The organism is Rossellomorea sp. RS05 (assembly GCF_039822645.1).
In the GTDB taxonomy this organism is placed as follows: domain Bacteria; phylum Bacillota; class Bacilli; order Bacillales; family Bacillaceae_B; genus Rossellomorea; species Rossellomorea marisflavi_B.
Genome location: NZ_JBDKWY010000004.1, coordinates 153,286 through 179,338, shown reverse-complemented (window position 1 = coordinate 179,338; position 26,053 = coordinate 153,286). Strand labels below are relative to the sequence as shown.

At 43.0% G+C, this 26,053-nt stretch carries 26 protein-coding genes and 2 pseudogenes; 7 read left to right on the top strand and 21 right to left on the bottom strand.

What is annotated here, in order from left to right; all coding sequences use genetic code 11:
- Positions 1–1,224 carry an MFS transporter gene (locus tag ABJ225_RS12930; RefSeq protein WP_347320612.1) on the bottom strand — a complete coding sequence of 408 codons (1,224 nt, stop codon included), beginning with the start codon at positions 1,222–1,224 and terminating at the stop codon, positions 1–3.
- 204 nt (positions 1,225–1,428) lie between these two features.
- Positions 1,429–1,809: a VOC family protein gene (locus ABJ225_RS12925; RefSeq protein WP_218245391.1), complete on the bottom strand. Its 381-nt coding sequence runs from the start codon at positions 1,807–1,809 to the stop codon at positions 1,429–1,431.
- Positions 1,810–2,061: 252 nt separating this feature from the next.
- On the opposite strand from ABJ225_RS12925, the gene ABJ225_RS12920 reads away from it, so the two are divergent.
- The 3 genes from ABJ225_RS12920 to ABJ225_RS12910 are packed head-to-tail and all read left to right on the top strand — an operon-like array spanning position 2,062 to position 3,959.
- Positions 2,062–3,081 (top strand): ROK family transcriptional regulator, encoded by a 1,020-nt coding sequence (locus tag ABJ225_RS12920; RefSeq protein ID WP_347320610.1) that lies wholly within the window; start codon positions 2,062–2,064, stop codon positions 3,079–3,081.
- Positions 3,082–3,129: 48 nt separating this feature from the next.
- On the top strand, positions 3,130–3,681 hold the full coding sequence (locus ABJ225_RS12915) for a sugar O-acetyltransferase (protein WP_218245389.1): 552 nt from the start codon (positions 3,130–3,132) through the stop codon (positions 3,679–3,681).
- A gap of 29 nt (positions 3,682–3,710) precedes the next feature.
- On the top strand, positions 3,711–3,959 hold the full coding sequence (locus ABJ225_RS12910; RefSeq protein WP_160316540.1) for an HPr family phosphocarrier protein: 249 nt from the start codon (positions 3,711–3,713) through the stop codon (positions 3,957–3,959).
- 127 nt (positions 3,960–4,086) lie between these two features.
- Here ABJ225_RS12910 and ABJ225_RS12905 read toward each other — a convergent pair whose 3' ends face one another.
- From ABJ225_RS12905 to ABJ225_RS12890, 4 genes are all read right to left on the bottom strand, one after another.
- Entirely contained in the window at positions 4,087–5,121 is a 1,035-nt protein-coding gene (locus tag ABJ225_RS12905) for a flavin-containing monooxygenase (protein WP_347320608.1), read from the bottom strand.
- A gap of 242 nt (positions 5,122–5,363) precedes the next feature.
- Positions 5,364–6,212, bottom strand: a complete 849-nt coding sequence (locus ABJ225_RS12900; RefSeq protein WP_347320607.1) for a sialate O-acetylesterase — start codon at positions 6,210–6,212, stop codon at positions 5,364–5,366.
- A gap of 43 nt (positions 6,213–6,255) precedes the next feature.
- Entirely contained in the window at positions 6,256–7,158 is a 903-nt protein-coding gene (gene bla, locus ABJ225_RS12895; protein ID WP_347320605.1) for a class A beta-lactamase, read from the bottom strand.
- A 165-nt stretch (positions 7,159–7,323) separates the two neighbouring features.
- A complete protein-coding gene (locus ABJ225_RS12890) occupies positions 7,324–7,707 on the bottom strand; it encodes a RidA family protein (RefSeq protein ID WP_347320603.1) in 384 nt (127 codons plus the stop codon).
- A 105-nt stretch (positions 7,708–7,812) separates the two neighbouring features.
- On the opposite strand from ABJ225_RS12890, the gene ABJ225_RS12885 reads away from it, so the two are divergent.
- Positions 7,813–8,151, top strand: a complete 339-nt coding sequence (locus tag ABJ225_RS12885) for a winged helix-turn-helix transcriptional regulator (protein ID WP_347320601.1) — start codon at positions 7,813–7,815, stop codon at positions 8,149–8,151.
- Positions 8,152–8,776: 625 nt separating this feature from the next.
- On the opposite strand, the gene ABJ225_RS22380 is transcribed toward ABJ225_RS12885, so the two are convergent.
- Both ABJ225_RS22380 and ABJ225_RS12880 read right to left on the bottom strand, forming a co-directional pair.
- A complete protein-coding gene (locus ABJ225_RS22380) occupies positions 8,777–8,935 on the bottom strand; it encodes a LysR substrate-binding domain-containing protein (RefSeq protein ID WP_481900626.1) in 159 nt (52 codons plus the stop codon).
- Positions 8,936–8,969: 34 nt separating this feature from the next.
- Positions 8,970–9,956: a YhdH/YhfP family quinone oxidoreductase gene (locus ABJ225_RS12880; protein WP_347320599.1), complete on the bottom strand. Its 987-nt coding sequence runs from the start codon at positions 9,954–9,956 to the stop codon at positions 8,970–8,972.
- Positions 9,957–10,059: 103 nt separating this feature from the next.
- On the opposite strand from ABJ225_RS12880, the gene ABJ225_RS12875 reads away from it, so the two are divergent.
- On the top strand, positions 10,060–10,482 hold the full coding sequence (locus ABJ225_RS12875) for a MarR family winged helix-turn-helix transcriptional regulator (protein WP_347320597.1): 423 nt from the start codon (positions 10,060–10,062) through the stop codon (positions 10,480–10,482).
- Between the two features lie 398 nt (positions 10,483–10,880).
- Here ABJ225_RS12875 and ABJ225_RS12870 read toward each other — a convergent pair whose 3' ends face one another.
- Entirely contained in the window at positions 10,881–11,612 is a 732-nt protein-coding gene (locus tag ABJ225_RS12870; RefSeq protein WP_347320595.1) for an SDR family NAD(P)-dependent oxidoreductase, read from the bottom strand.
- Positions 11,613–11,632: 20 nt separating this feature from the next.
- Positions 11,633–12,078 (bottom strand): annotated as a pseudogene (locus tag ABJ225_RS12865) (GNAT family N-acetyltransferase).
- Between the two features lie 673 nt (positions 12,079–12,751).
- On the opposite strand from ABJ225_RS12865, the gene ABJ225_RS12860 reads away from it, so the two are divergent.
- Positions 12,752–13,798, top strand: coding sequence for an HD-GYP domain-containing protein (locus ABJ225_RS12860; RefSeq protein ID WP_347320593.1), 1,047 nt, complete (start codon positions 12,752–12,754; stop codon positions 13,796–13,798).
- A 224-nt stretch (positions 13,799–14,022) separates the two neighbouring features.
- Here ABJ225_RS12860 and ABJ225_RS12855 read toward each other — a convergent pair whose 3' ends face one another.
- From ABJ225_RS12855 to ABJ225_RS12815, 9 genes and pseudogenes are all read right to left on the bottom strand, one after another.
- The gene (locus tag ABJ225_RS12855) at positions 14,023–14,382 is read right to left on the bottom strand and encodes a VOC family protein (RefSeq protein ID WP_347320591.1); all 360 of its coding nucleotides are present in this window, start codon (positions 14,380–14,382) and stop codon (positions 14,023–14,025) included.
- 257 nt (positions 14,383–14,639) lie between these two features.
- On the bottom strand, positions 14,640–15,455 hold the full coding sequence (locus ABJ225_RS12850; RefSeq protein ID WP_347320797.1) for an alpha/beta fold hydrolase: 816 nt from the start codon (positions 15,453–15,455) through the stop codon (positions 14,640–14,642).
- Positions 15,456–15,585: 130 nt separating this feature from the next.
- The gene (locus ABJ225_RS12845) at positions 15,586–16,269 is read right to left on the bottom strand and encodes a DUF7003 family protein (RefSeq protein ID WP_347320589.1); all 684 of its coding nucleotides are present in this window, start codon (positions 16,267–16,269) and stop codon (positions 15,586–15,588) included.
- Between the two features lie 172 nt (positions 16,270–16,441).
- Positions 16,442–17,281, bottom strand: a complete 840-nt coding sequence (locus tag ABJ225_RS12840) for a leucine-rich repeat domain-containing protein (protein WP_347320587.1) — start codon at positions 17,279–17,281, stop codon at positions 16,442–16,444.
- 701 nt (positions 17,282–17,982) lie between these two features.
- Positions 17,983–18,399: a WapI family immunity protein gene (locus tag ABJ225_RS12835; RefSeq protein WP_347320585.1), complete on the bottom strand. Its 417-nt coding sequence runs from the start codon at positions 18,397–18,399 to the stop codon at positions 17,983–17,985.
- 479 nt (positions 18,400–18,878) lie between these two features.
- Positions 18,879–19,472 (bottom strand): DUF4240 domain-containing protein, encoded by a 594-nt coding sequence (locus ABJ225_RS12830; RefSeq protein WP_347320583.1) that lies wholly within the window; start codon positions 19,470–19,472, stop codon positions 18,879–18,881.
- Positions 19,473–20,143: 671 nt separating this feature from the next.
- Positions 20,144–20,685 (bottom strand): annotated as a pseudogene (locus ABJ225_RS22375) (RHS repeat-associated core domain-containing protein); the annotation flags it as partial.
- 64 nt (positions 20,686–20,749) lie between these two features.
- On the bottom strand, positions 20,750–21,565 hold the full coding sequence (locus tag ABJ225_RS12820) for an alpha/beta fold hydrolase (protein WP_347320578.1): 816 nt from the start codon (positions 21,563–21,565) through the stop codon (positions 20,750–20,752).
- A gap of 84 nt (positions 21,566–21,649) precedes the next feature.
- Positions 21,650–22,441 (bottom strand): LysR family transcriptional regulator, encoded by a 792-nt coding sequence (locus tag ABJ225_RS12815; RefSeq protein WP_347320576.1) that lies wholly within the window; start codon positions 22,439–22,441, stop codon positions 21,650–21,652.
- 119 nt (positions 22,442–22,560) lie between these two features.
- Here ABJ225_RS12815 and ABJ225_RS12810 point away from each other — a divergent pair, with 119 nt between their 5' ends.
- Positions 22,561–23,106 carry a DUF4865 family protein gene (locus ABJ225_RS12810; protein WP_347320574.1) on the top strand — a complete coding sequence of 182 codons (546 nt, stop codon included), beginning with the start codon at positions 22,561–22,563 and terminating at the stop codon, positions 23,104–23,106.
- A gap of 38 nt (positions 23,107–23,144) precedes the next feature.
- On the opposite strand, the gene ABJ225_RS12805 is transcribed toward ABJ225_RS12810, so the two are convergent.
- Both ABJ225_RS12805 and ABJ225_RS12800 read right to left on the bottom strand, forming a co-directional pair.
- Positions 23,145–24,017, bottom strand: coding sequence for an AraC family transcriptional regulator (locus ABJ225_RS12805; RefSeq protein WP_347320572.1), 873 nt, complete (start codon positions 24,015–24,017; stop codon positions 23,145–23,147).
- Between the two features lie 575 nt (positions 24,018–24,592).
- On the bottom strand, positions 24,593–25,972 hold the full coding sequence (locus ABJ225_RS12800; RefSeq protein ID WP_218245370.1) for an amino acid permease: 1,380 nt from the start codon (positions 25,970–25,972) through the stop codon (positions 24,593–24,595).
- Positions 25,973–26,053: the final 81 nt, after the last annotated feature.

Sequence of the window (26,053 nt, the reverse complement as noted above, 5' to 3'; positions counted from 1 at the left end):
TCACTTTTCACAAAGAGAATCCTGCTTTCGCATCAAGTCATCCCTTCCCGGAGGTTTGGCAGCATGCGCCAACATTCCCGCAATGGTAACGGTCACCAACACCACAAATAGGGCATGGAGTAATCCGATCTTCTCACCGAGAAACCCCAAGAACGGTGGTCCGACCAGGAAGGCAAAATATCCCGCTGAGGCCACTGCACTGACCCTGACCGCCACTCCCCGCGAATCATCACCAGCAGCCGATAACCCTACCGGGAAGCCGAATGCAGCACCTAGTCCCCACATCACAATTCCGATCATGGCAATTGGTACATTTCCCCCGAAGATGACAATCAGTAAGCCTGCAATGGCCAGCAAAGAAGACACTCTCAGCACGAATACCCTGCCCCAGCGATCCAATACACGGCCTCCGACCATCCTCCCGATTGTCATCGCTCCTACGAATAGGCCAAACGCAAAGGAGCCCGTGGCAGGACTTACATCATAGCCATCCACCATAAGGATGTGGAGCCAGTCATTTGCCGAACCTTCTGCAAAAGCCATGCCAAGTACTATCAAACTGATCAGCAACGTCCTAGGTTCCTTCCAAATGGCCATTCTTTCCTTGAACCCCATCGGTACAGCGTTGGGTTGGCTACGATCCTCTTTCCCTGTACCAATTGGTACATACTTAGATAAACTACCCATCACCGCCACTGTGAGGAAAGCGATTCCTAGTAGATGCACTGGTACAGGAATGCTGCTTTTAATCGCTGCAGATCCAATGATGGCCCCAACCAACGTTCCGACACTAAATGCGGCATGAAACCCAGTCAGGAGAGACTTTTGGGTGGCTCCTTCGACCGCTGTCCCCTCAACGTTCATCGCCACATTACAGATCCCATTGCCAAATCCGAAGATCCCAAGTCCGAGGAAGACGAGGCTGCTTTGGGTGAGAACAGAAACACCCAGACTGACGGTCAGGAGCCCGATTGCACTGATGGCTACTCCTGTAACCATGGAGAACCGAGCCCCTTTCTTAGCAATAAGATGACTTGCACACGTCAAACCGATGATGGCCCCAACAGACATACCGAAAATAATCCATCCAAGTTCGGCCGTCGTTGCGCCGAGTGTATGCCGGATCTCAGGTGTCCTTGATACCCATGTGGCCATGGATAAACCAGGAAGGGCAAAAATAAAGTAGATCGACATCCTCCAGGCTTGAATTTGTTGTTTAGTCAACGATTGGTTCACATTGCACCCCTTTCCTACCTTCTCGTTCGTACAAGTGCCTAAGCCCCATCGTCATTACAAGATCACTTGTAAAAAGGACAATAATGCCCAGCCGAACAAAAAGGAAATTAACCCTCCAAATAGGATCAACCCTGCATACTTCAACATCTTCCTCTACCCCATTCCTAACTGTGTCTTGAAAGAGACCGCCTTTCATAGCGTAATCTCCACGTGATTTCCTTCCGGGTCCAATACGACGCTTTCATAGTAGCCATCTCCCGTGATCCGCGGCTCTCCGAAGATGGTATAGCCATCTTCCCTTAATCGTTCCGTCAACTCATCTACATCCTCCTTGGACCCCACCGATATCGCCATATGGGCCCACCCCAGCTGGAAAGGTTCTGCTTTTTTGTCGACTTGGTGCATCTTCATGATCTCTAATCTGGCTGCACCTGAAAACGTGAGGAAATACGATGAGAATCCTCTCATTTCATTGGTATATAAATCATTGCAAGAAGCATGAAAATACTTCATGTAGAAGGCTTTTGTTTTTTCCAAATCATTTACCCAAAGGGCGATATGTTCGATTTTCACTTATCTCCACTCCATTCGATAGTAAATTTTTCTGTGCCTATCCGTTAGCTTCCAATGCACGGATAGGGGTGAAACCGACACTTTTTAAACTCTTTTAATAAGTTGGTGCTACTATATCACAAACGTACTTTCCCTATCTAGTCTTATTTTTGAAAAAAAATGGGTTTGCCATAGCATTCTCAGCCTGTTATAGTATGAATGACTACTTTTTAAACGATTTTAATAAGTTGATATAGAAAGGACTGGGTCCAGATGAAAAGCAGATCTGAAGACTATCTCTACCGCATTCGTCAGTTCTTCTTAGTACATGATTCTGCCACTACAGCCGAGATTAGCAAGCATCTGACCATCAGCTTCCCCACTGCTACCAAGTTACTTGAAAACATGGAAAAACAGGGAGAAGTATCGCTAGGTGGGTTAGATGAGTCCAACGGCGGGCGGAGGGCAAAGCGCTACCGATACAATCCCCACTTCAAGCAGGGGCTCTCCGTCTATGTGGAAAAAGACGAATTAGGATTTATAGTATTCAATAGTTTCGGCGAGGTGTTGGAGGAAGGCATGGTTGCTGATTCACTGGGCAAGGGGAATGTGACCCCTTTGCTTCAATTGGTTTCCGGGCTGTTGGATCGATTTCCCAGGATTTCGGCTGTCTCGCTCGGAGTCCCAGTCTCAGTGAACGGGCAAGGAGACATCCTCTATGCTCCTCATTATGAAGACCTGTATGGGCTTAATTTAAAAGCACTAATAGAGGAGAAGTTCGGAACTCCTACTACGGTTGAAAATGACATGAACGCCGCCGTTTTGGGCTATAGCTACAACGATTCATACGTTGAACCAAGCTCGTCCACCTTCATCTATCTCTATTTTGGCCATAACGGTCCAGGGGCGGGTCTCCTTGTGAATGGAGAGTTGGTTCGTGGAAAATCCCATTTCACAGGGGAGATTTCCTTTGTACCACAGGTTCACGGGAAGAGCTTTGGGCAATCCCTCTCCCAGGAACAAATTTCACCCGGATCATTACAAGGTCATGGAGCGGATGCGGTCGGACAACTGATCGCTGCCTTCACCGCTATCATCAACCCCCATTCCGTAATTTTCTCTGATCAGGAGATTGATGGTTCTGACATCACAACCATCTTACAAAGAAGCCGTACGTTTATTCCAGAAAGCCATCTCCCTGAGCTGGTAATCAGTAATTGGTCCAAGGATTATCTGAGGGGGCTTCAGCGGTTGTGCATAGAACTTCTTCTGGATCAGACTTCCCTTACGTGATGAACGGAACGTCCTTTTTGTAAGCCATTAAACAGGAGGAATATGAGCATGAAGACTGAAAAAGAAAAAATGCTTGCCGGACATTTATATGATCCCGGTGATACCGTTTTGGTACAGGAACGCCAAGATGCCAGGAGATTATTAGATGATATCAGTCAGCCTCCTACAGCTGACCCCAGAAGAGTGGACTTGTTAAAAGAACTGTTCGGCTCCACTGGTGAACAGTTTCATGTTGAGAAAGGATTTCAATGTGACTACGGTTCTAATATTCATGTAGGTGAAAACTTCTTTGCAAACTTCAACTGTATTATGTTAGATGTCTGTGAAATTAAGATCGGTCACAATTGCTTCTTGGCACCTGGTGTTCATATCTATACCGCCACCCACCCCTTAAATTATAAAGAGAGGGTTTCTGGCTTAGAATACGGAAAACCCGTAACCATCGGGGATAACGTGTGGATCGGCGGTGGAGCGATTATCAACCCAGGTGTGACGATTGGGAATAATAGTGTCATTGCCTCTGGTACCGTTGTGACAAAGGATGTTCCCGACCATGTCTTGGTTGCCGGGAATCCCGGTCGCATCATCAAAACCATCTAAAGAAGGAAAAGAAGGTGAAATAATTGCGCGTGCAGAAAGTAAATATCTGTTTGATAAGAGGACTTTCCGCCACCAATACCTCCTATTTCGTTCAAAGAGCACGGTCCTTCTCTTCACACGTTACCCTGTACAAGGAAGGGTGCTGCGCCAATGGAAAAGACCTGATGGAAGTCCTGGACCTGGATGTTCGTTTTGGGAATCATGTCACGGTGATGACTGAAGGAGAAGATGAAAGTCACGCGATTGTAGCATTGGTAGCCCTCCTCTCAGGGAGTTAGGATCTATGAACCTATTCATGACAACAAAAAGAAGCATCTTTCATCTGAGTATGAAAGATGCTTCTTTTTAAAATAATTTCTGCGTATGATAGGTGAAAAAATACCAAATGTCCTTTTCACTCAAAGATCAGCTTCCCCCACATATCTTCTCATAAAGATACCTCGCATCCTCCCCCACACCCTGCAGCAAGGCGGATCCCCTCCTATGCTGCCAAGGAAGTCCGATGAAGTAGAGACCCTTCTCAGGCGAAACGCCTCTGTGGTGGAGAGGCTTTCCTTCTGGGTCCAGTACACCAGCAACGGATATCCAGTCAAAATTCTGTCTGAATCCTGTAGCCCAAACGATATTTGAAATATCCATCGTGGTGCCATCCACAAAAGTCACCCGTTCTTCTTCCATACTCCTGAATCGAGGCTTGACGATGACTCTCCCTTTCCTGATCAATTCCTTCAGTTCCTTTCCGAAGATTGGATCAGGTTGTTTCCGGAGATACCGCCCTGGACCGGAAGACGACGTGACGCTCAACACGCCCAGACGCTTGAACCACCAGAAGATGCTCTTCCCCGCTAATCGCTGAGGCAGAAACTTCATCTTTGATCCGACAGACAGATAGACGGTTCGCGTTTCGGCCAGTTCCACGGCGATTTGCGCACCTGAATTGCCGCCTCCCACCACGAGCACCGACCCGGGAACGAGTTGATCAGCTTGCCTGTAGCTGGAGGAATGCAGCTGATGGATGGTTCCAGACCTTGCTTCCACCGGGAGAGCAGGGTTTTGAAAGGGTCCTGTCGCCACTACTATCTGCTTCGCATGCAGGGCCCCCTGATCAGTCGAGATCTTGAACAATCCGTTCTCCTTCTCCAGCTTCACCACCGTCATTTTCAGTTTCAGGGGAAGATCGAACCTCTCCGCATACTCCTCCAGATAAGAGGCCACCTCATCCTTCCCCGGGTAAACATCCTCCTCCCCACTAAGAGGAAGACCTGGCAGGGAAGACATCGACCGCGGGGTAAAGAGCTTCAGCGAATCATATCTCTTTCTCCAGCTCTCCCCCGCAGAGCTTGCTTGATCTAGAATCAGAAAGGATCCACCCGATTTCTTTAAGTAATGACCCATGGCCATGCCCGCTTGCCCACCACCGATGATGATTGTCTCGTACATCTTTATCCTCCTAATCTTATTATATGATTATATATTCATATAATAAGACATATAAGTGAAATTGTATATATTTATTCCATAAATATGCAAGGAAATCCCGTAACAAAATAAAAACCCAACTCCATACAACGGGGTTGGGCCTCATTCCTGAATTGGTTCTGATTTTAATACGACCTCTCTCAAGTCAGGGCATATTCTATTGCCAGATCTTGCTCTATAGAGATCGATTTGACGTGTGCATCTTATTTTCGTTCAAGAATGTTGGCCATCTTGATGGAAAACTCCTCAAAATGAATTTCTCCATTGGCAAATTTCGTGCTAAGAACAAAGATTTCCTCATTTTTCGTCCTTGCACGATTCGTTGTTCGTTCAATCCATCCGTCTTCTTGATCCACTTTGTCTACCACATTCGTTCGGTTCAAGAATGCTTCATAGTACCTCAATCCGAATTTCCTTTGCGAGATGGCATTCATATGAATGCCGTCGGGATTGGCCGTCAATCCCTTTGAGGTGACAAGATACGTATGTTCTTCGGAATGGGCAACGTCAGCTAACACTTCGTTTAGTTGCTTATACTCCACCGCACTCTTTCCGAATCCTGATTCCCCAAGGTACTCTCCCAATTCCCCCATAATAATGGGGATCTCGGGAGCATTCAATTCCCCCCGCAAGTGGTTGAATAATGAACCTACCTTTTCCTTATACGTTTCATAGCGTCCACCGTAGCTGTCGCTTTCTCCCTGATGCCATAGGATACCGACAAGTTCACTCGTTTCCATGGCAAATCTCGCTTCGGAAATGGCATGTCTGGTCAGGATCCCATCAGACGACCACTCATCTATCGAACTTCCTCCCTCGGCGCAGGGGATCAAACCGATGGACTCACCCGGGTGCTCCTCTGTCCAAGCTTGAGCGAATGACGCTGCCGGGCCCACACCAGCTACGTGGCGATCTACATTCAAGGGCTCAGCCATCATCTGCCACCTACCATTTCGCAGCATGTTGATATGCTCATTGTAGATCGGAGGCACGTCCTCTATGAATCCTCTTCCTGCCATATTCGATTGGCCGATTAATAGTACGGATTTCATCTAATGACCTCTTTCTTCGTTTATTAACATGGTATTTTTGATGTTACTTCAAAGCCTCCAGGGTGACTTCGGCTACCTCGGCAATCAGCGCATCGTCATAGTCTGCATCCTCTGTATCGTGGCGGGTCATGATTGCCATAATGATCGGCTCCCGATCTGGCGCCCAGACCACGGCGATATCATTTCTTGTCCCATATCTTCCGGCCCCGCTCTTATCAGCGACCGTCCAGCCATCAGGTGCGCCGGCACGGATCAGCGTGTCTCCCGTCGCATTGCCTTTCATCCAATCTATCAGAATTTCACGCTTATCGTCCGGAAGCAAACCGCCCACTGCAAATCCTTGAAGACTCGTGGCAAGGGCCGCCGGAGTGCTGGTGTCACGGGTATTTCCCGGGGTGAATTCATTCAAAGCCGTCTCGTATCGATCGGATTGTGTCACGTCATCGCCGATCTCCCTTAGAGATTGCTGGAATTGTTCAGGGCCTCCCAGTTCCTCAAAAAGTAAGTTGCCGGCCGTGTTGTCACTGGTACGGACCGCCGCCTCGCTTAGTTCCGCCAGGGTCATGCCGGTCTCAACATGTTTTTCCGTTATGGGAGAGTACGAAACCAGGTCATCCTCGGTGTACGTGATGACCTCCTCTAGTTCATCCATGGAATTCTGTTTCAACACAAGTGCAGCCGCCAGCGCCTTGTAGGTGGAAGTGAAGGCAAAACGCTCCTCCGATCGATAGTCGATGGTCCGGTCCGACCCCGTATCGATGGCATAGATACCTACGCGAGCGTCATATTTATCCTCGATATTGGCAAAAGTCTCATCGGAAACTGTGCTCTTCTTCTTTTCAGGTGAAGATTCCGCTGATTTCTCCGGCTTCATGCAGGCAGATAGCGTCATCAGGACCAGTAAAGTAAACATCGTGACCATAAGGATTTTCTTATTCAATACCATCACCTCTTTCTTTCTATACTACAGACACGTGTGATGGGATGGCTATCCATAATCAGACCTGCTACCAATGGTTTAGGTGCCTATTATTCTTCTGTGTAGTTCTTCCGAAAGGGGGATGGTGCGTAGATTTAATCTGACATAAGAACCCTTTGTTGAAAATAGAGTTTAGTTAGCGTGTGCGACAGCTTTGACTTCAATCCATTGCTCCGGGAACGCCAGATGAGTCACACCGATGAGGCTGCCGGCCGGTCTGTGCTGCCCCAGGTATTCCTTGAACAGTCGGATGACCCAGTCGGAGTGCTCTTCCGGATGAGTCAGAAAGACTTCCACATACGCAAGATTGGCCTTCGTGACATCGAATTCCTTCAATACCCGATCGAGGTTCTCAAATGTTTGAAGGGTCTGAGCTTCAATATCCCCCTTGCCCACAAACGCTCCATCCTGATCGTGTGAAAATTGACCAGAAACATAAATCGTTCCGTTGACGCTGTATCCTTGGGTAATGCCGTGATCCCATAAATTGTGGTTGTAGGTTTTAACATGTACCATGAAATCCTCTCCTTTATCTCAATGTAAGGTCAGTATAAAATGGAAACAAAGAGAAAAACAGTACGCACAATAAAGATAGGTACTATCAGAAAGGATAGTGTCAACATGAGTATGGCTGAATTTAACGAAAAGGGAACGATTCAAGAGACATCCTTCGGGTATACGTTATCCGTCATTGGAGGTAAATGGAAGATGCTGATTCTGTATCTCCTTGCGGAAAATCAACCCGTTCGCTTTAATGACATGAAAAGAAGGATCGGAGCGATCACCTTTAAAACATTGAGTTCACAACTGAAAGAGTTGGAAGCAGACGGGATGGTCAAACGAAAGGAATATCCACAAATCCCGCCTAAAGTGGAGTACAGTCTTACACCCAAAGGCGAATCCCTATTGCCATTATTGGAGCAGTTATGTGAGTGGGGAGAAAAAAACCGTACTACCTAATGGATGATTGATGATGGTCATCTGAGACATCCACCTTTATTCAAACCCCGTATAGTGCTATCTATTGGAGAATCAAACATCACAGTATCCGCGACATTCCCCGGCGTCACATCGTGTTGATCAACTGATGATGGACGTATTCTTCCTTCCTCCGATCGGGGATGGAGTTCATCATAGGGGGGAATATCCGAATCGAAGGGGAAAATTCATATCACTGCTTTTTTTGTCAATCCCAGTAAGCTAGCCCTTACCCATTGCAAGAGAATCCTTTTGCAATGGGTAAGGGCTAGCTTATTATGTGTTGGTCTTTTTATATACTGGGGGTTGTCCTATTTCATTTCCAGATCGTCGGCAGCAAAAAGAGTAAGAGCTGTTTGAATAAAGGCATCTGTTGCTTTGGACATATATTTACTATCTTGCACGGCTAATTTGGTTCCTCTATACGTAACTGGTTTTAACTCACGTAAAACGACTTGGTCAGGCAACGTCCCACTATTTTTTTAGTTGTAATGGTCACTCCTAATCCTTCTTGTATCATGCTTAATCCTGTCTCGACATACTCCATTTCAAATCGCACTTTGGGAGTCAAGTTACGGGCCCTGAATAGTGTATAAATCAGCTCCTCTTATCCTCCTTTTTCCATTACTATGTTTTCCTCTTGTAGGTCATAGATGCTAATTGTTTCCTTTTGATAAAGTGGGTGCTCTACGTGCATAACGACAACCACATGTTCTTTTAGTAAAGGGATCGTATCGAACTTTTTATCGGGAGGAAAATGGAAAATTCATTTCAAACTTTGCAACCCTCAAATAAACGTCTTAAAATTTTACAATCGTTCTTCCCAAATGAAGACCATTTTTAATCTTCTCTATCGTATCAGGCAATTCCAGAAGCGATATTTCATTTATAAGAGTAGTTTGAGATATATTCCATGTGTTGGCGATCTTGCCCCAAATATGACCACGGTTTTCGATTGGTACATTTACAGAATCAATTCCTAAGATGTTTATTCCCCTTAGTATGAACGGCAACACTGTCGAGGTTAATTTAATCCCGCCTGCATTCCCACACATACTCATGCTTCCACCATATGAAATTTGAGGTATGAGTACAGAAGCAATTTCACCGCCGACAGTATCCAAGACAAAGTCGAATCTTTGCTTTTTCAGCGGTTTGTTTTGTTCTCCTAATTCCTCTGTAAAAATAGTTTCGGTGGCTCCTAAAGACGTTGCTACTTCTATCTGATGTTCTTTTCGCACTAATGCTGAGATGTTTTTGTAACCGATTTTGGATAGTAACTGCAAAGCTATACTGCCTACGCCACCAGTTGAACCAGTCACCAGAATGCTCGGGTTGTTTTCTATATCCATCCCTTTGTCCTCTAAAGCCAAAATAGAGAGGGCAGCCGTAAATCCTGCTGTTCCAAAAACCATAGCATCTTTTAAGGACAGATTGGCTGGTAAAGGAACAATCCAATCTCCCGGAACCCTCGCGTATTCTGCAAACCCACCTGTATGGCTCATTCCTAGAGCAAAACCTGTAACAATCACTTTCTGCCCCTCTGTGTAACGATCATCTGTTGTCTGTACAACAGTTCCACTTAAATCAATTCCAGGAATCATCGGATAATTCCGGATCACTCCACCATCCTTTTGAACTGCCAGCATATCTTTATAATTAATTGAAGAATAGGATACCTTGATTAAAACCTCGCCATCCGAAAGATTGCCAAGATTTACATCTTCCAAACCATACACTATTTGTTCTTGTTCCTCTTTTACAACAATCGCTTTAAATGTATCCATCGACCTTTACCTCCTTTTGGCTACAAAATATTTCTGGTACAAAAATGTTTCATAACAAAAACTAACATGTTATTATAACTATTGTCAATATGGAGGAGATACTATGGAATTAAGAGATTGTATTAACTTTTTACTAAGTGCTAGCCAGAATAAGGTTTTTAAATATTTCAGCAAGCTGCTAGAGGACTGTGGCGTGACACCAGCTCAATATGGTGTATTGAATTGTTTATGGAAGGAAGGACAACTATCACCTAAACAAATTGGAGAAATGGTTTATCTAGAAGCTTCTACCGTCTCGGGGATATTAGATAAAATGCAAAAACTTGCATTAATAGAACGTTCAATTGACCCAAGCAATCGCAGGAATATTTTAGTGAGGGCTACTCATAAATCCGAAGCTATAAGAGATGAAGTTGAAGCTGTTACAAGTAAGATGAATAATAAGATTCTTCAGAACTTGTCAGATCGTGATACAGAAGTGTTGAAAAGGGCACTAGAAGTCATTATAAAATCCGATCTTACCTGAGAATAGAAATTAAAAATCCCATCCTTTTCTGAGGACGGGGGGGTACTGGGGATTGGCATTTTCAAGCGAGGCTTTAATAGTGACACCAATAAAGCTTCGTTTTTCCACAAAATGAATCGTTTTATTTTCACATCTAACCTTAGTCAGCCTGTTGTACCTCGCCCCTGCGAGGTACTTTTTATTTTGGAAACTTAATTGGGTCCGATTAAGCAAAAATATGTACCCTATCAAGTAAAAAACTATCCACCTCAGTTTTGTGTTTAAATCAATCTTCTATCCAGCAGTATAGTAGCCAAGCTATGTCTTCTATATAGAAGATTGATGTTTAAAACAAATCATTTAAATTTGTAAGCATCCCGGCGTTCATTAAACACTATCATCAAGTGCAGTAAGGGTATCTATCTCAGATACCCACCATTATTCAAATCAAATGTCGCCCCCGTATAGTGCTTTGATTTTTCCGAAAGCAAAAACACCACCGTATCCGCCACGTCCTCCGGTGTCACTGGCGTCTTGATCAACTGATGATTGACGTATTCTTCCTTCCTCCAATCAGGAATGGAGTCCATCCTAGGGGTGAATACCATGGTGGGAGCCACTGCATTCACCCGGAGTGAAGGAGAGAAATTCATGGCACTGCTTTTCGTCAACCCAATGAGGGCCGCCTTTGATGCTCCGTACACTGCGTCAGAGCTTCCTTCCATCCCGGATACAGATGATAGATTCACAATGACACCGGTTTGATGTTGTTCAAGGATATTCTTGGCGAAGAACTTCGTGAAGAAGAGAGCCCCATTCACGTTGATGTTCATCACCTGATCGACCTCCTCAGAAGTGTAATCCAACAGATTCTTTGCAAGATAGATCCCAGCATTATTGACCAACCCATTTATGGTCGGGTGTTTCTCGCTCACCCATGCGAAAAAGTCCGAAACCTCCTGATGGCTGCTTACATCAAGTTGATACGTATGTACTTTTTCTGTCCCCAGCTCTTGGATCAATGCTTTGAGCCCTTCTCGATTAATGTCACATCCGATTACGCTGGCACCTTCTTGGAGACAGGATTTCACGACCTCTTTCCCGATTCCTGAGGCGGCACCGGTGACGATGACGGTTAAATGTTTCAACATGATGACCCCTCCTTTACCGTTTATAGACTCAACTCATAATGTAGAAACGTTTCATCTTGTCTGTACCCATTCCGTTCATATAACCGCTGGGCTTCCAGGTTATCGGGTGCGGTGCTGAGGCTGAGTGAGGATGCCCCCGTTTCCAGAGCATGCGCTCTCGCTGCCTAAAGCAAAGCATCCCCAACTCCCTTCCTCCTTGCATCCTTCGCAACAAACAAATCATTCAGAATCCATGCCCTTTTCATGCCGATGGACGAAAAGGTCGGGTAGAGCTGGGTCAAGCCTATTGCCTCCTCCCCTTCAAAGCATAGGAATATGACTGGAATATGACAGAATCATTCCTAGACATGCGATCTTTCAGATACGTTCGTCCACCTGCAAGATCCGATGGCTGATTGTAGAACATGCGGTACTCATTAAACAGGATGGCTACTTCTTCTAGCTGCTTCGTCGTGGCTCGTTGGATATCATGATGGTCTCTCCTTTGAATTAAGATACTTAACGCATGGCCCCTATCAAGTAAACCTACCCCACTTGTATCGATAGAATTATAGCTTCCCATCAACATGTGATGTAGAGCATTTTCCTCTCTCCCCAAATAAACTGCAGTCCATTCCTCCTATAAAACTCACATTATTAGAATTGACTCAAAATGAACCCTGTTCAATTTTTAAGACTAAATAAAAAAAAGGGAATAGAGCTGATTTTCCCATTAAATATACATAATTTCTGTATAATAATTCTCTCACTATACCTTCCATTTTTATATGATAATTGGTCTACAAAGAATTCTATTATTATTCTACTGAAAAGCAGTTAGACAACCTACAAGGTGCATTAGGTAATCGTTAAGGGCTTACAAAACGAAAAAACCACTTTCATCCTAAAATGAAAACCCTTCCTTTTTTCACCTTACCATTAGTTTGATTATGAAAGATTCTGCTATACACTATATTTTTCCCATATTCTTTTAAAATAATATTTTTTTCATATAACTCTTTATAGATAAATATACGAATAATACAAAATAATTCATACTAAGGAAAATTATATTAGCTTGTTTTCAGTTTTTTTTAATGTATTCTTGGGTAAATAATACCTATTTTGGTAGAGGGGGCATTATACTGGAACTGATAAGTATGAAAAACAAAATAGAAAACGTAAGTGCGGGAGATATTCTAGCAAAAGATACGTACCGACATCATTCCCTGGTGTTGAAGAAGAACACAAAGTTAACCCATCAACATATAAAGAGTTTAAAGTCCTTTGGTATCGAAGAAGTTTACATTTTAATTCCAATGGCTCCAATCAGTGAAGGACCTGTGAACATAGAATCAATTTCAGAAGAAAAAATGAACGCTAAGAACGAATTTTTTAATTGTTTAAAGAAATTGAAAGTAGAAAAGCGATACGGCAGATCTTTTAATTCCAGTCGTATATATACACTTACGGAATCACTATTTGTAAAATTCTCACAAAACCCCACCACCAACGCTCTCCTGAAACAGTTAAAGAAGCATGATTACTATACGTATTTACATTCAGTTGACGTATTTATCCTCGGCTCACTAATTGCTACCCACTTAGACCTAGATAATCTTGAGGAATTCACTCTAGGCTGTCTCCTTCATGATGTTGGGAAGTTACAAGTACCCTCAACAATATTATCAAAACCCTCATCACTGACAGATGATGAAAAAACGACAATCCAAAGGCATCCACTTGATGGTTCACTACTGTTATCTGGCTACTCATCCCTTGTTCAAAATCTGGCGAATGAGCATCACGAAAAACTTGATGGATCAGGATATCCTAACAAGTTAACTGGTCAAAGGATCATTCTCGAAGCACAGATTTTATCTATACTAGATATATATTCTGCCCTCACCTCCAACCGGTCCTACCATAAATCTTTTAGCGTACCACTGGCATTGGAAATGATGGCTAGTAATACAAATGAGATAAATGAAAACTATCTTATGGAACTTTGCACTCTATTGGAAATATATCCACTTTATTCAACCGTTCAACTTTCCAGTGGAGTCAGAGCAAAAGTAGTTGATATTGACGATAAAATACCGAGTTTTCCAGTCATGCTGGATACTAAAAAAGTCATAGTGCATTCTCTTCCAATGAACCGAGAAATATGGGTGGATCGAATCGTAAAGCTACCACATAAAAAATGAATAGAGCAAGCTACAAGTATCTAAATGAGAGTAGTAAGAATAAAGGGATTAACCACCATTAACGGTGATTAATCCTTCAATTTAATACACGTATGAACAGATGTCATATGCGTCTCTCCATCTTGATACATATCATCCCTTAAAATAGACATTGACCTTCGAATTCGTATTCAAATACTTTAGTTACCGCTTCACAGGTATATTCCCATTCTACATTAGACTCATCACTTCCCAACCAAAACAAAAACATTACCATCAGGTGCCTTCATCACAGCTACGTGCCCCCCCAGAGCATTTTCAAATGGTTCTTGTATCCACTCTACATTGGGATTCTCACTCAGTTCTTTGTATGCCTTCCGGACATCCTCTACTCTAATCTCCACCTCTGTAAAGTTTAGACTTTCATTATTCTTCAGTACCAGTTCTGTTTCCCCACTTGGAAACCCCATCCCAACTAGTCTCCACCTATTATCTGAATCCTGGTATGTATCCCAATTCATTTTCAACCCTAACGACTGATAAAATTTTATCGATTCATCAATATTTCTTGTGTAGATTGCCACGCACTCTATATATTTCCACATATGCTATCCCCCTCTTTCACATTGTAAATAAGCAGGACTCTATCGTACCAGGGAACCTTGCGTTTAACCGGTCCTTTTGTGGCTTCATTGGACAATAATAAAAAGCCTTGGTATTCCCAAGGCGGAGAGCTTAGGCCATGCTTCCCCAAACAACTCGCTATTCTATGTGTAGATAGCCATTGCTTAATTAAGCATATGCTAGGTATCTAAACAAAAACAGAACTTCATATCCAGAAGTTCTGTTTTCTCACCTCATATCAGATGGTTTCTTTTATCAACTCCAACCATTCCTCCACTAAAGCATTAAAAATCCTAGGCTGCTCAATCTGCAAGTTATGCCCTGCCTGGTCCACTACGACAAATGTACCACGCGGATACTTGTCTTCTAATTCAAGGGCATCCCGATACCCCACCGTTGCGTCTTGTTTCCCGAGGAGGAACAAGCTTGGCTTGGCAAAAACCGATTGACCAATTTCAAATAAAAAACCATAACTCTCCTGGACCTTATCCAAAAAAGCATGATTTGCCACCCTAATTCCACTTATGATTTCGTTGTTGTATCTCTCCCACGTCGACTTATTCAGCACCACATTGTTGCTCCTGAAGTCTTCAAGTTCATTCTGGCTCAGTGTGCTGATGAAATTCTCATCGATCTTCAAAACCTCGTGCTCCGGCACGGTCCGATCCTGATGATGGGGCTTGATCACTGGACAGATGAATGCTGCACCAAGAATGTTATGTTCATCCTTATGAATCAGGCCGTTGGTCAAATAACCACCGTATGACTCGCCCGCTATAGCGTACTTCTGATCAGGAACGACCGTCTGAATGAACTCATGGACCGCTTCCAACATATCATCGGAACTCTTAATCCCGTCATAGTTATCCGTCAAGCCCATGCCTGGAAGGTCTATATAGATCCGCCTCCACCCATCCCGTTTGTCGAATACCGGCTCCATGCACCCTTTCATTAAACGGTGATCAGGTGAATAGCCGTGGATCATGATGATGGGGGTGCCTTCTCCTATTTCTTCATAATAGATATCTGCTATATTTACAGTACAATAAGTCAGTTGAGTTGCCACTCTTTCTTACACCGAGTACTATTTTGAGATAATCATATATAGAATAGCCATACTTTTTTCCAATATATTAATTTAACTAAACAATGGAGATTAGAGTATTTTTAAATCCATTTAAAATTTATTCATTTTCTTCAAAATCCATCTCCCAATCGTCTTGTTTATCAAAATCATATTCAGTCCAATTACTCCAATGGGTATTTTCACTACCTGGTTCAACTAAAGCTATATTTTTTTCGGCTATAGCTCGTTCTAGTGAAATAAAAAAAGGATTTTCACTTGGTGCCTCACTCTCGACCTCCACGTGTTCCCAACATTCGGTGCTGTAAAAAGAAACCCAACCACTACTTTCATCAATTGTTTTTAATACTTTATCACTAGGCATAAACCAATTGATTGAATCAGGGTAGTGTTCATGTAAAGCTCGTAGCAAATATGTGTCGATATAACATGGGTCCAGAATTGAAATATTATTTTCTGTATAATCGTTTTCATTTAAGCTGTATAAGGTTACGTCTTCATTTACAGTAATCGTACCTTCAAATAAAGGATTGGACGAATTTTTATTCAGCTCAATATTTTCACAATCCACAAACCCGTAACTCTCTGGCTTGAGATTTGTATAATAATATATCCACGTTTCAGGACCTCCTTTCGAAACCCCCATCTTTTGAAAAGCAATTAGCCAGTTTTGATCTTTTACATATACGTCTAACTTGCATTTAACATAATCAAAGTTCGCATTTTCCAAGAAAATAAAATCGTAGTTATTATAATGTTGATCTAATACATCGGTTAATTTCAACTCGCGACCTCCGATAGTGAATATTTTTAGTCATTAATTACCTCTTTCCTGTTTAACAAAACACTGTTTGCAACGGGTGTATAATCTTCGGAAAGCTCCTGGATTATAAATTTGGTTAGCTGGTTGATGGTCACAAATATAAATTCCTTTTAAACTATTATTGAATAATACTTTAATTATATGGACTTTGATTTGAAAAATCAGAATACGAATGCGAATAATGTTTCTTATCATCGAAAGCTACGTAATCAAGTCTTTCAAGAGGAGTTAAATTTCCATCTTCTACTTCGGTCTTAACAAAAGCAAAATGGGATAGTGACGGCATTTCAGATATGAATTGTATACTAGGTATTTTTCCGCACCCTTCCAACATAATTTTCTTCAAGGTTTTTATTTTACTTAATGAGTCCATGTTGAGAAATTTCTTACAGTTTTCAATACTAATCTCTTCAAGTGTTAGACTAGATAATTCATCTAAATTCAAAGCTGTTCTACAATAATTCAATTCCAAACGCTTAAGATTCCCTAGAGAGGTACAACCTTCAAAAGAAGTAATATTGGATAGAGTTATTATTAATGATGTTAAGTCAAACATTTCTTCCAATTCAATTAAATTTTTATTTTTGGGTTTGTAATTATAAAGCATTAATTCCTTTAGTCTTGTTCTAGATGATAACCCTTTCATTTTACTATTCCATTCTATATCCAAATCTATTAAATCAGGGAAACACGTTAAATCAAGTGAGATTCCAGGAACATGAATACTTAATTTTTTCAGGGATTTTATATCATATAAACCTTCAATATCAGTGATGTAGCTACTGGAAATATAAATTTCCTCCACCCCTGGACACTCTCTTAAAAAATCTAAATTATCCATTTTAAAATAATAGTCGGTGATCTGGAGCTTTTTTTCATCGTTCTCTTTAATATATTCTAAGTGATAAGATAAGTTATTATCCTCAACAATAATTCGGCCATCATGTATTTTTCTTAAGCGCTTGATTGGCATTAGCCCTAACCTCCCTTAAGAAATAGAGAAGAAAAAGAATTCTCTCCTGCTATCTTTTTTGATACGTTCAATCCTGGACTGTTTATTGCATTTTAATTGCCCTATTTCGGTACAACTCCACCATCTTTCATTATCCTGGCATTCTCATCTATAAACGCAGCGTTTTCATTTTTTTGCTAGAGTCCAATGAATTCTTAACACTTGGATTTCTTCAGTTTTTGTTTTCGACCTACCTGACGCTCTAGCTCTAGATTTTGGTCCTATATCATGATATTTCATCCCGTTCTTAAAAACAGTATAGGAGCCCACTAGAGCTTATGGTTTCTTTGCTTTTTTGCAAATCCAACTGCTTTTCCAACCTTCTTCAGGTGGGCAACTTTCACAAAATTAATTCCAGCTGTCTACGACACGCGCAAGCTTTCTGCCCTTCTTACCGCCTTACTTTCCTGCTTTATATGCTTTGTAGCCATCACATGTCGCAATGACAGCATTCACCGCAAACCATATCAAAGTTAAATGAGTTTATATACTTAAAAACAATTCTTATTCATGACGGAATCTTTATCATTATTGACTCTTTAAATGGACGAGCCAGGAGAGAATCATAAAAAGAAGCCCCCAATTCAATATCAAAGTCTTCTCATTTCAAATAAGTTCAAGCTACTTTTATTAAACACTCTTCATTATTGAAACGGTAATCTTTAAGGAAGGTACCGACTGGGTTGAACATTAGATAATTCTTTAGATAGATCGTCTATAAATTGATGCAGATCTTTTTCATCGCATAAAATATCGACTTTAAATTCCTCTTTGTCATTATAGTCGACAATACTAATAACCCACTTATATCCTTTTGTTTGTTTGTGTACGTGTAACTTAATGAAAGGTTCTATGGATTCGAAGTAAAAGGACTGCGGTTTGTTCTCAATTAATAATGACAAATTGTTAACTATTTTTTCGTATTCTGACTTTAATAGTAGGGATGCAAGCAAGTTAAATACTGGTATTTCATTTCTTGAAATCCCCAAAAATGAATAGATAAACGGGTCATCTTCTTTTCCATTATATTTTCTTGGAAGGAGTTCAAGTTGAATCGTTAAGTCAGAAATTATAGCCATATAAAATTCTCCTACTTAGGAATTTTAATTTTCATGCCCTAATGTTAATGCTCTCTTCACAGCTTTATTTCCTGATCCTTGTGGAAGAAACTGTTTTATTGCCTATTGACTTGAACTCCCAAAACCGTTATTACTTGACCCTTGCATTTATAACCACATGCGCTTTTTCACCTACATGTTTCCTTGCACCGTCCGTCTTGATAGATTACTTTCTTAGGATTCTTTATAGCGTCTAGCTTTGCTTTTCGCTTACGCCTCTTCCACCATCTCAACCTATCGACTGATTTAAGCCATGGTATCGTATCGGGTGCTGCCTTCAGTATGAAGCAACAGCTGGTATTTATAGCTTTTTTATATAGGTACAGCACTCCAAATTTGTGCATATTGATGTAAAAATTGGGACTACCCGTCTCACAAAAGTGACTTACTATCAAATCATTCAATCAAGTTCAGGTTGTTTGTTTTCATTTCTGATTATTTCATTTTTCCCAAGCAGATGTATTCGAGTAAGTTTCATAATCAAAACTACTAACATAATCAAAAGTCTCACCGGTTTTTCTACTATAAGCTTCACTTGCCACTTCCAGGAGCTCTTCTGCATCCCACTCTAAGTCAATTTCCGCTGCCTCTTTGACTACCTGATCAAAATAATGTTGACCTTCTGTGATCACTGCACAACGTGCATAAAGGAAGGCATCGGGTGAGAGGTATTCTTCTGACTCACCATCAACTCCAGCATGTTCTGGCCTATTCAATAAAAAGAGCTTGTGGCTAAGTGTCTCTTCAAATGCATAGATTGTTTCAACAGGTAATTTTTCCAAATGACAGATTAATGCCTCCATTGGATCCTCTTGATCCATATCAATGAGATCAATTAACGACCAAAAGGTCTTCTCATCTAGCTCTTCAGAATAATCACCTTCCAGCACTGTAGGTTCTTGCTTATAGACAATCTCTGATTCTTTTTGTTTGTCTCTCATAAGGTCACTTGGAAAAAACTGCTTCCATATTCCACTGTACCAATTACTCTTCTTGATCTCATTTTTTCCTTTTAAATCAATTTCCCCGATCAATTTATAATTATCTCCAGGCTTCCCATCAATCCAATAGATGGATGGTTCGGGGCGTTTTAAATGTAAATCATAACCATAGTAAAATTGTTACAAGTAAGGATCCTCAATTTCTGGAGGAATTTTACTATAATACGAAGTCGTATAGACCAAATACGAATTTTCAACTACATTCAATACAACGAGGGCAAACCAGTAATGATTAGGAAATTGGGCTGTATATACTTGTCCAGGAACTGGTTTTTTCATCTTATTACTCATACTTTTCAGACTCCTTTACCTTCTTGGCTGAGGCCTCTTATGCTTCTTTTGACTTAAATCAAGATTCCCTGTTCTATATTCTCGGTTCACAGACGCCTTTTCCCATTGCTTGGCTCGACTTCTACCTCGAATATTTTGATGAATTATTACAGCTTTATACTGACCAGGACTATTTTTATTCCAAGCATTAACTTGTCTTTGAGCTCGTGGAGATGTTCCATTCTTATTTAATTATACCAATTTTCACCTCTTTATTTGTCGCATTCTCAGTAATATGGTATCTGTGGTTATTAGCCATGCTTTTGTTTACTTTTTTTGACTGCTTTCAGGACTTTACCAGCTTTTTTCAGATGGCCAACTTTAACAAAATTACTTCCAGTTGCCCTAGCAACAGATTCCGCAAGCTTCCAGCCCTACTTCCAAGCTTTCTTTCCTGCTTTATACGCTTTGTAACCATCATAAGCCGCAAACCCAGCATTTATAGCAAGTCACACATAATGACCATCTGGATCCACTAACATGACAGGATTGTTATTCGCATACGTGTAGACATCTTGAGTAAGAATATCATCGTCATCCCCGGGCTCAAGGTCCATTGAAGTAAATACGCCGGCTTTCGGATTGTAAAAACGAGCCATTAAATAGTAGTTATTGGTTTCAACATCAAATTGGTACCCGGCATAGCGATGAGGGTTCTTCGCAGCATAACTGCCTTCCTGGTAGAGGACATTCCCCCATGCATCATATACGTATGATGTAACAATCATGTTCGCTTTCATTGTTCCACCATTCTTTGTTACCATCACCACATCTCGATGAGCATTGGAATGGTAATAATAACGGGTACTGCCTTCCTTACGAGCTAATAATTGACCATTCGTATTGTACGTATGTAAGCAGTGATCACATCATTTGCATTAGCATCGTACAGAACGTTCAAGCCATTGCCATCATATCAATAGGAATTTTAAAATAAAAACAGAACTTCACATCCCGAAGTTCTGTTTTTTCACCTCATATTAGATGGTTTCTTCAACCCGCTCCAACCATTCTCCTACTAGAGCATTAAAAATCCCCGGCTGCTCAATCTGCAAGTTATGCCCTGCCTGGTCCACTACGGCAAATGTACCACGTGGATACTTCTCTTCTAATTCAAGGGCATCTTGGTATCCGACCGTCGCGTCTTGTTTCCCGAGGAGGAACAAACTTGGCTTGGCAAAGACCGATTGACCGACCTCAAATGAAAAACCATAATTCTCCTGGACCTTCTCCAAAAAGGCACGATCCGCCAGCCTAATTCCACTTATGATCTCGTTGTTGTATCTCTCCCATGTCGACTTATTCAGCACCACATTGTTGCTCCTGAAGTCTTCAAGTTCATTCTGACTCAGTGTGCTGATGAAATTCTCATCAATCTTCAAAACCTCGTGCTCCGGCACGGTCCGATCCTGATGATTGGGCTTAATCAATGGACAGATGAATGCTGCGCCAAGGATGTTATGTTCATCCTTATGGATCAGGCCGTTGGTTAAGTAACCACCGTATGACTCGCCCGCTATGACATACTTCTGATTAGGAATCACGGTCTGAATGAACTCATGGACTGCTTCCAACATATCATCGGAACATTTAATCCCGTCATAATTCTTCGTCGAGCCCATGCCTGGAAGGTCTATGTAGATCCGCCTCCACCCATGCCGTTCGTTGAATACCGGCTCCATGCACCCTTTCATTAAACGATGATCAGGTGAAAAGCCATGGATCATGATGATGGGGGTGCCTTCTCCTATTTCTTCATAATAGATGTCTGCTTTCCGGACTTTACAATAAGGCATGTGATCGTCTCCTTTTATATGTCTATCAATCTGTTATCACCTATTATATCGTGTTGAGTCATGAAATGTTGAAGAGGAAAAATCTTAAGACAACAGTCCAACAGGAATCTCCCGCCCTGATTCACGCATCGTATAGAAGTGTACAGGCAAGCTTTCTTCCCCTACATCTTCTACTCTTCCTAGTTGCTCATCATTTATAGGCAGAAAGGCGATGCCTTTTCCCTCTGAGATGAATTCCTGGATCAGTGAGAAAGAATCCAACGGTTGAAGTTTCTCCTTGGGGATATGCTTCTCCTCCATAAAGTCAATCGTACGCTTCCTGAAGGGGCATTGCCGGTCCTGACTGACAAAGAAATATTCGTTTGAATAATCCATGATCGTCTTCCCCTTCGCTTTCTGCAATCCCATTGAAATAGGGTGGCTACCTACTTGTCGGAAGTCCGAATCGGCATACGTTCCATACGTGATGACCATATCCACCTTTTCATTCCTTAACAATGAATGCAATTGGCTGCTGTTCTCGATCGTCAATTCGTACTTCGTGAACGTCCCGCCTATCCGTTTGCTGACATAGCTGGACAGAATCGATGGGGATGTGGCGATGCGGTAAGGAAGGGCGTTGGTCCTTTTGATTTCATGTTTGGCTTCGTCCACCAGGTTCAAGATCTTATTTGCGTAGTCGACCAGCACATCTCCTGATGGAAGGGTGGTGACGCCCTTATTCGATCGGTGGAGTAACGGTGTGTCCAGTTCTTGCTCCAGCCGTTTGATCCGTTCCGTCAGATGAGGCTGCACATAGCCCAATACGTTGGCAGCCTTACTGATCGACCCTTCTGTTACGACCGTTTTGAATATAATAAGGTCATTGATTTCCATATCGTTCAGCTCTTTTCCTGCTATCAGGTTTCATGATGACCAGCATCATTTCTACCTATTTTACACCTAATCTCTGCAGGATTATCATGAATCTATACCATTGAAAGAGAGTGATGAACATGATTGGCATGCAATACAAAGTCGTCCTGCCAAAGGATTATGATATGGGGATCATCAGAAACAGAGTTCAAGAAAACGGAACGAAGACGGATGGGTTCAACGGACTCAATTTCAAAGCCTATTTAATCACTGAAGCAGGGAAGAACGGTCAACTCTATAACTCTTACGCACCTTTCTATATGTGGAACAACCATGAAGGTATGAACACCTTTCTATTCCATGGATATTATGACAATATCCTGGACTCTTTCGGCTGGCAGCAGATTCAGATCGGTGTCCCCCTGATCCTCGACGTAGACCCGGACTTTTCCAACAGTCAGTACGTTATAGAATACGCTGGCCGTATTGCCAAGACTTCTTCATTAGCGGACCACTCCCTTCTTGAGGCCGTCAACGTGGAAAAATCCGGAGAATGCTTGGGAAATGTACTGGTTTATAATCCGGATAAATGGGGCTACAGTCATTTTCGTTTTTATGAAGAGAAACCGGATGTTGTGGCGTCAGAGCACCTGACTGTGTATGAGATTTTACATATTTCGAGATAAGCAAGAAGGGAGACCCGTGACGGATCTCCCTTCCTCCATTATTTTCTCCTCACCGGGATCCAAATCTCACTTCTATAGGTCGGTGAAGACAGATCCTTGCTTTCATTCCACAAAAGTTCCGGTCCTTCCACAAGTTCGTACCCGGATGAGGGGAACCATTCGGAGTAAATCCGTCCCCAGACGTCTTGAAGTGTTTCAGGAAAGGGACCGACGGATTCGAACACTGCCCATGTCAAAGCCGGCACCTCAAGATCCGCGAACCGGGCTGGGCATTCCTTCGATGTGGCCACCCCGATTATATGATCAAGCTCTCCCTTTTCCTCCATCCGTTCTTCAGAAAAGCGGGCGGAAGCACTGATTAGTCCCGTTGGCTCCACATCGGACAGGTCCTTCAATTCCTTGATCATGTCTTCCGTCAAACGCTCCCACAAGGCAGCAATCTTCGGGTTTACGCCTTCGAACTGGATCGGGACGCGTTCCTTCAGGCCAACGATGCGAAATGCCCCTTTTTCTTCTATTCGATAGTTCATTTCATTTCCTCCCTTAATGGCCAGTTGGAAGGTCATCGGTGGATACGCTTTGAGTGAAAGCCCACTCTTCCTGGCTTCTGAAGGCGTGATCCCATGAAGCTGCTGAAAGGCCCTGGCGAACGAATCAGGTGAATGATATCCATATTTCACCGCCACATCAATCACCTTCACCCCGTCCTGCTTCAGTTCAAAGGCAGCAAGAGTCAAGCGCCTCCGGCGAATGTACTCTGACAACGTGACGCCTGCCAGGAACGAGAACATCCGCTTGAAGTGATACTCAGAGCATAACGCCCGCTTGGCCACTTCCCTATAATCGATTTCCTGGGTCAGGTTCTCCTCGATATACGTCAGTGCATGGTTCATTTGTTTTAGCGAATCCATCTTCATGACCTCCTCTTCCTATACATTATCAGGGTCAGCATGCCTCCATCCGACTTTTCATGCACGGTTATGCAGGGGTCAGTCCATCCGTATCGCAAGAGTTTTCTTTAAAATTACATTTATGGATGAATTTATATTTATGAGGTAAGATGAACATAAGTTACATTGTTCATTCAGTGCGAGAGGAGTCTTGTCCATGTATAAACCGTCCCCTTCCATACGAATCTTCCTGTTGAGGCTTACCGGAATGGCCTGTCTGTTCGGCACCGTTTCGGTCCTGTACAGTTTGATTCGATTCTCCACATTCAATACCAACAGTTTCACATTGGCTCTCTGCTCTCTGCTCTCTGCTCTCTGCTCTCTTTATTTATTTTTTCACTATCATCAATCTTCTAGGAAACCTACATCTCCCTGAACAATCCGTCAGATTCCACCCAACCAATTTCATTCCAGAGGTGTCATGCTATGAAACGAGCAACACGTAAGACATTCAGTACATTACCTATAAAAACAGCTTACGCTTCCCCAAGGTTAAAAAAGAGGCATCCAACCATCGGATGCCTCTCAATTCTATTCTATTGATCCAATTCCTTCTCCTCCAACGGAACCTTCTTCCCAATCCCGAACGCAAAGTAACTGATCGTCACCAGCGCAAGGAAAACAATCCCCACAATAAGAGACATGCGAGTGTCGTCATTGAACCACATGCCGACCAGCACGGCGACCAGGAAGGCGAGAGTCAGATAGTTCGTGACCGGTGCGAACGGCATTTTGAACGGGTGATCGTCGAGTTCGGCACCCTTTATCTTCCGGAACCGGATCTGACTGATCAGGATGACGAACCACGGGACCATTCCCGGGAGGACGCTTGAGCTGTATACGTAGACGAAGAGGTTCTCCGGTGCGATGTAGCTCAGGATGACCCCGATCCCGAGTCCGATCATGACGCCGATCGTCCCGAGGAGCGGTACTCCATTACGTGAGAGCTTCGTGAACGATTTCGGTGCTTGTCCATTCACGCCGAGCGTGTACAGCATCCGTCCTGCACTGTAGATCCCACTGTTACAGCCTGACATGGCCGCGGTGATGACGACGAAGTTGATGACGCCGGCCGCTGCCGTGATCCCCACTTTGGCGAATGTCGCGACGAACGGGCTTCCGATTGCGTTCAACTCATTCCACGGATACACAGTGACGATGACGAAAATCGCCCCGATATAGAAGATCAGGATCCGCCAGATGATGCTCTGGATCGCTTTCGTAATTGTATTTTTCGGATCGCGTGCCTCACCGGCCGTAATCCCAATCAATTCCACCCCTTGGTAGGCCGCCACCACAAGGGAAAGGGCGAAGAAGAAGCCAGACCAGCCGCCGGCAAAGAAGCCGCCGTTCGCCCACAGGTTCGAGAGCCCGATGGCGTCTCCCCCATTACCGAGTCCGAAGAAGATCAGGCCGATCCCCGCGAAAATCATCAGGACGATGGTGATGATCTTGATGAGAGCAAACCAAAATTCAAACTCCCCGAAGGATTTCACGGAAATCAGATTCGCCGCACCCAGGATGGCCATGGCGATGATTCCCGGTATCCACGCCGGCAGATCAGGAAACCAGTACTGCATGTACGCCCCTACTGCGACGATTTCGGCCATCCCGACGATGACCCATTGGAACCAGTTGCTCCACGCCGTCATGTACCCGGCAAGTGGATGGATATATTTGTGCCCGAAGGTTGCGAATGAACCGGTGCTCGGCTCGACATACAGCATTTCCCCCATGGCACGCATGATGAAGAAGATGAAAATCCCGGCAATCGCATAAGCCAGCAGGACAGACGGACCCGTCCACTGGATCGTGCTTGCCGACCCCATAAATAATCCGACGCCAATCGTACCGCCCAAAGCAATCATCTGAATGTGACGTGCTTCCAGGCCTCGATGCAATTCTTTGTTAGCCATGCTGTTCCCCTCTTTTACGATTATTCGCTCTGATGTAGTAGAACGTGAAGACTTAATTGTTTTTCATTATAATATGTTTCC

What these genes read in the sequence shown, in the direction of transcription:
- ABJ225_RS12920 (WP_347320610.1), top strand. Translation starts at nt 2,062, where the DNA reads ATGAAAAGCAGATCTGAAGACTATCTCTACCGCATTCGTCAGTTCTTC.
- ABJ225_RS12915 (WP_218245389.1), top strand. Translation starts at nt 3,130, where the DNA reads ATGAAGACTGAAAAAGAAAAAATGCTTGCCGGACATTTATATGATCCC.
- ABJ225_RS12905 (WP_347320608.1), bottom strand. Translation starts at nt 5,121, where the DNA reads ATGTACGAGACAATCATCATCGGTGGTGGGCAAGCGGGCATGGCCATG.
- ABJ225_RS12900 (WP_347320607.1), bottom strand. Translation starts at nt 6,212, where the DNA reads ATGAAATCCGTACTATTAATCGGCCAATCGAATATGGCAGGAAGAGGA.
- bla (WP_347320605.1), bottom strand. Translation starts at nt 7,158, where the DNA reads ATGGTATTGAATAAGAAAATCCTTATGGTCACGATGTTTACTTTACTG.
- ABJ225_RS12890 (WP_347320603.1), bottom strand. Translation starts at nt 7,707, where the DNA reads ATGGTACATGTTAAAACCTACAACCACAATTTATGGGATCACGGCATT.
- ABJ225_RS12885 (WP_347320601.1), top strand. Translation starts at nt 7,813, where the DNA reads ATGAGTATGGCTGAATTTAACGAAAAGGGAACGATTCAAGAGACATCC.
- ABJ225_RS12880 (WP_347320599.1), bottom strand. Translation starts at nt 9,956, where the DNA reads ATGGATACATTTAAAGCGATTGTTGTAAAAGAGGAACAAGAACAAATA.
- ABJ225_RS12875 (WP_347320597.1), top strand. Translation starts at nt 10,060, where the DNA reads ATGGAATTAAGAGATTGTATTAACTTTTTACTAAGTGCTAGCCAGAAT.
- ABJ225_RS12870 (WP_347320595.1), bottom strand. Translation starts at nt 11,612, where the DNA reads ATGTTGAAACATTTAACCGTCATCGTCACCGGTGCCGCCTCAGGAATC.
- ABJ225_RS12860 (WP_347320593.1), top strand. Translation starts at nt 12,752, where the DNA reads ATGAAAAACAAAATAGAAAACGTAAGTGCGGGAGATATTCTAGCAAAA.
- ABJ225_RS12855 (WP_347320591.1), bottom strand. Translation starts at nt 14,382, where the DNA reads ATGTGGAAATATATAGAGTGCGTGGCAATCTACACAAGAAATATTGAT.
- ABJ225_RS12840 (WP_347320587.1), bottom strand. Translation starts at nt 17,281, where the DNA reads ATGCCAATCAAGCGCTTAAGAAAAATACATGATGGCCGAATTATTGTT.
- ABJ225_RS12835 (WP_347320585.1), bottom strand. Translation starts at nt 18,399, where the DNA reads ATGGCTATAATTTCTGACTTAACGATTCAACTTGAACTCCTTCCAAGA.
- ABJ225_RS12820 (WP_347320578.1), bottom strand. Translation starts at nt 21,565, where the DNA reads ATGCCTTATTGTAAAGTCCGGAAAGCAGACATCTATTATGAAGAAATA.
- ABJ225_RS12815 (WP_347320576.1), bottom strand. Translation starts at nt 22,441, where the DNA reads ATGGAAATCAATGACCTTATTATATTCAAAACGGTCGTAACAGAAGGG.
- ABJ225_RS12810 (WP_347320574.1), top strand. Translation starts at nt 22,561, where the DNA reads ATGATTGGCATGCAATACAAAGTCGTCCTGCCAAAGGATTATGATATG.
- ABJ225_RS12805 (WP_347320572.1), bottom strand. Translation starts at nt 24,017, where the DNA reads ATGGATTCGCTAAAACAAATGAACCATGCACTGACGTATATCGAGGAG.
- ABJ225_RS12800 (WP_218245370.1), bottom strand. Translation starts at nt 25,972, where the DNA reads ATGGCTAACAAAGAATTGCATCGAGGCCTGGAAGCACGTCACATTCAG.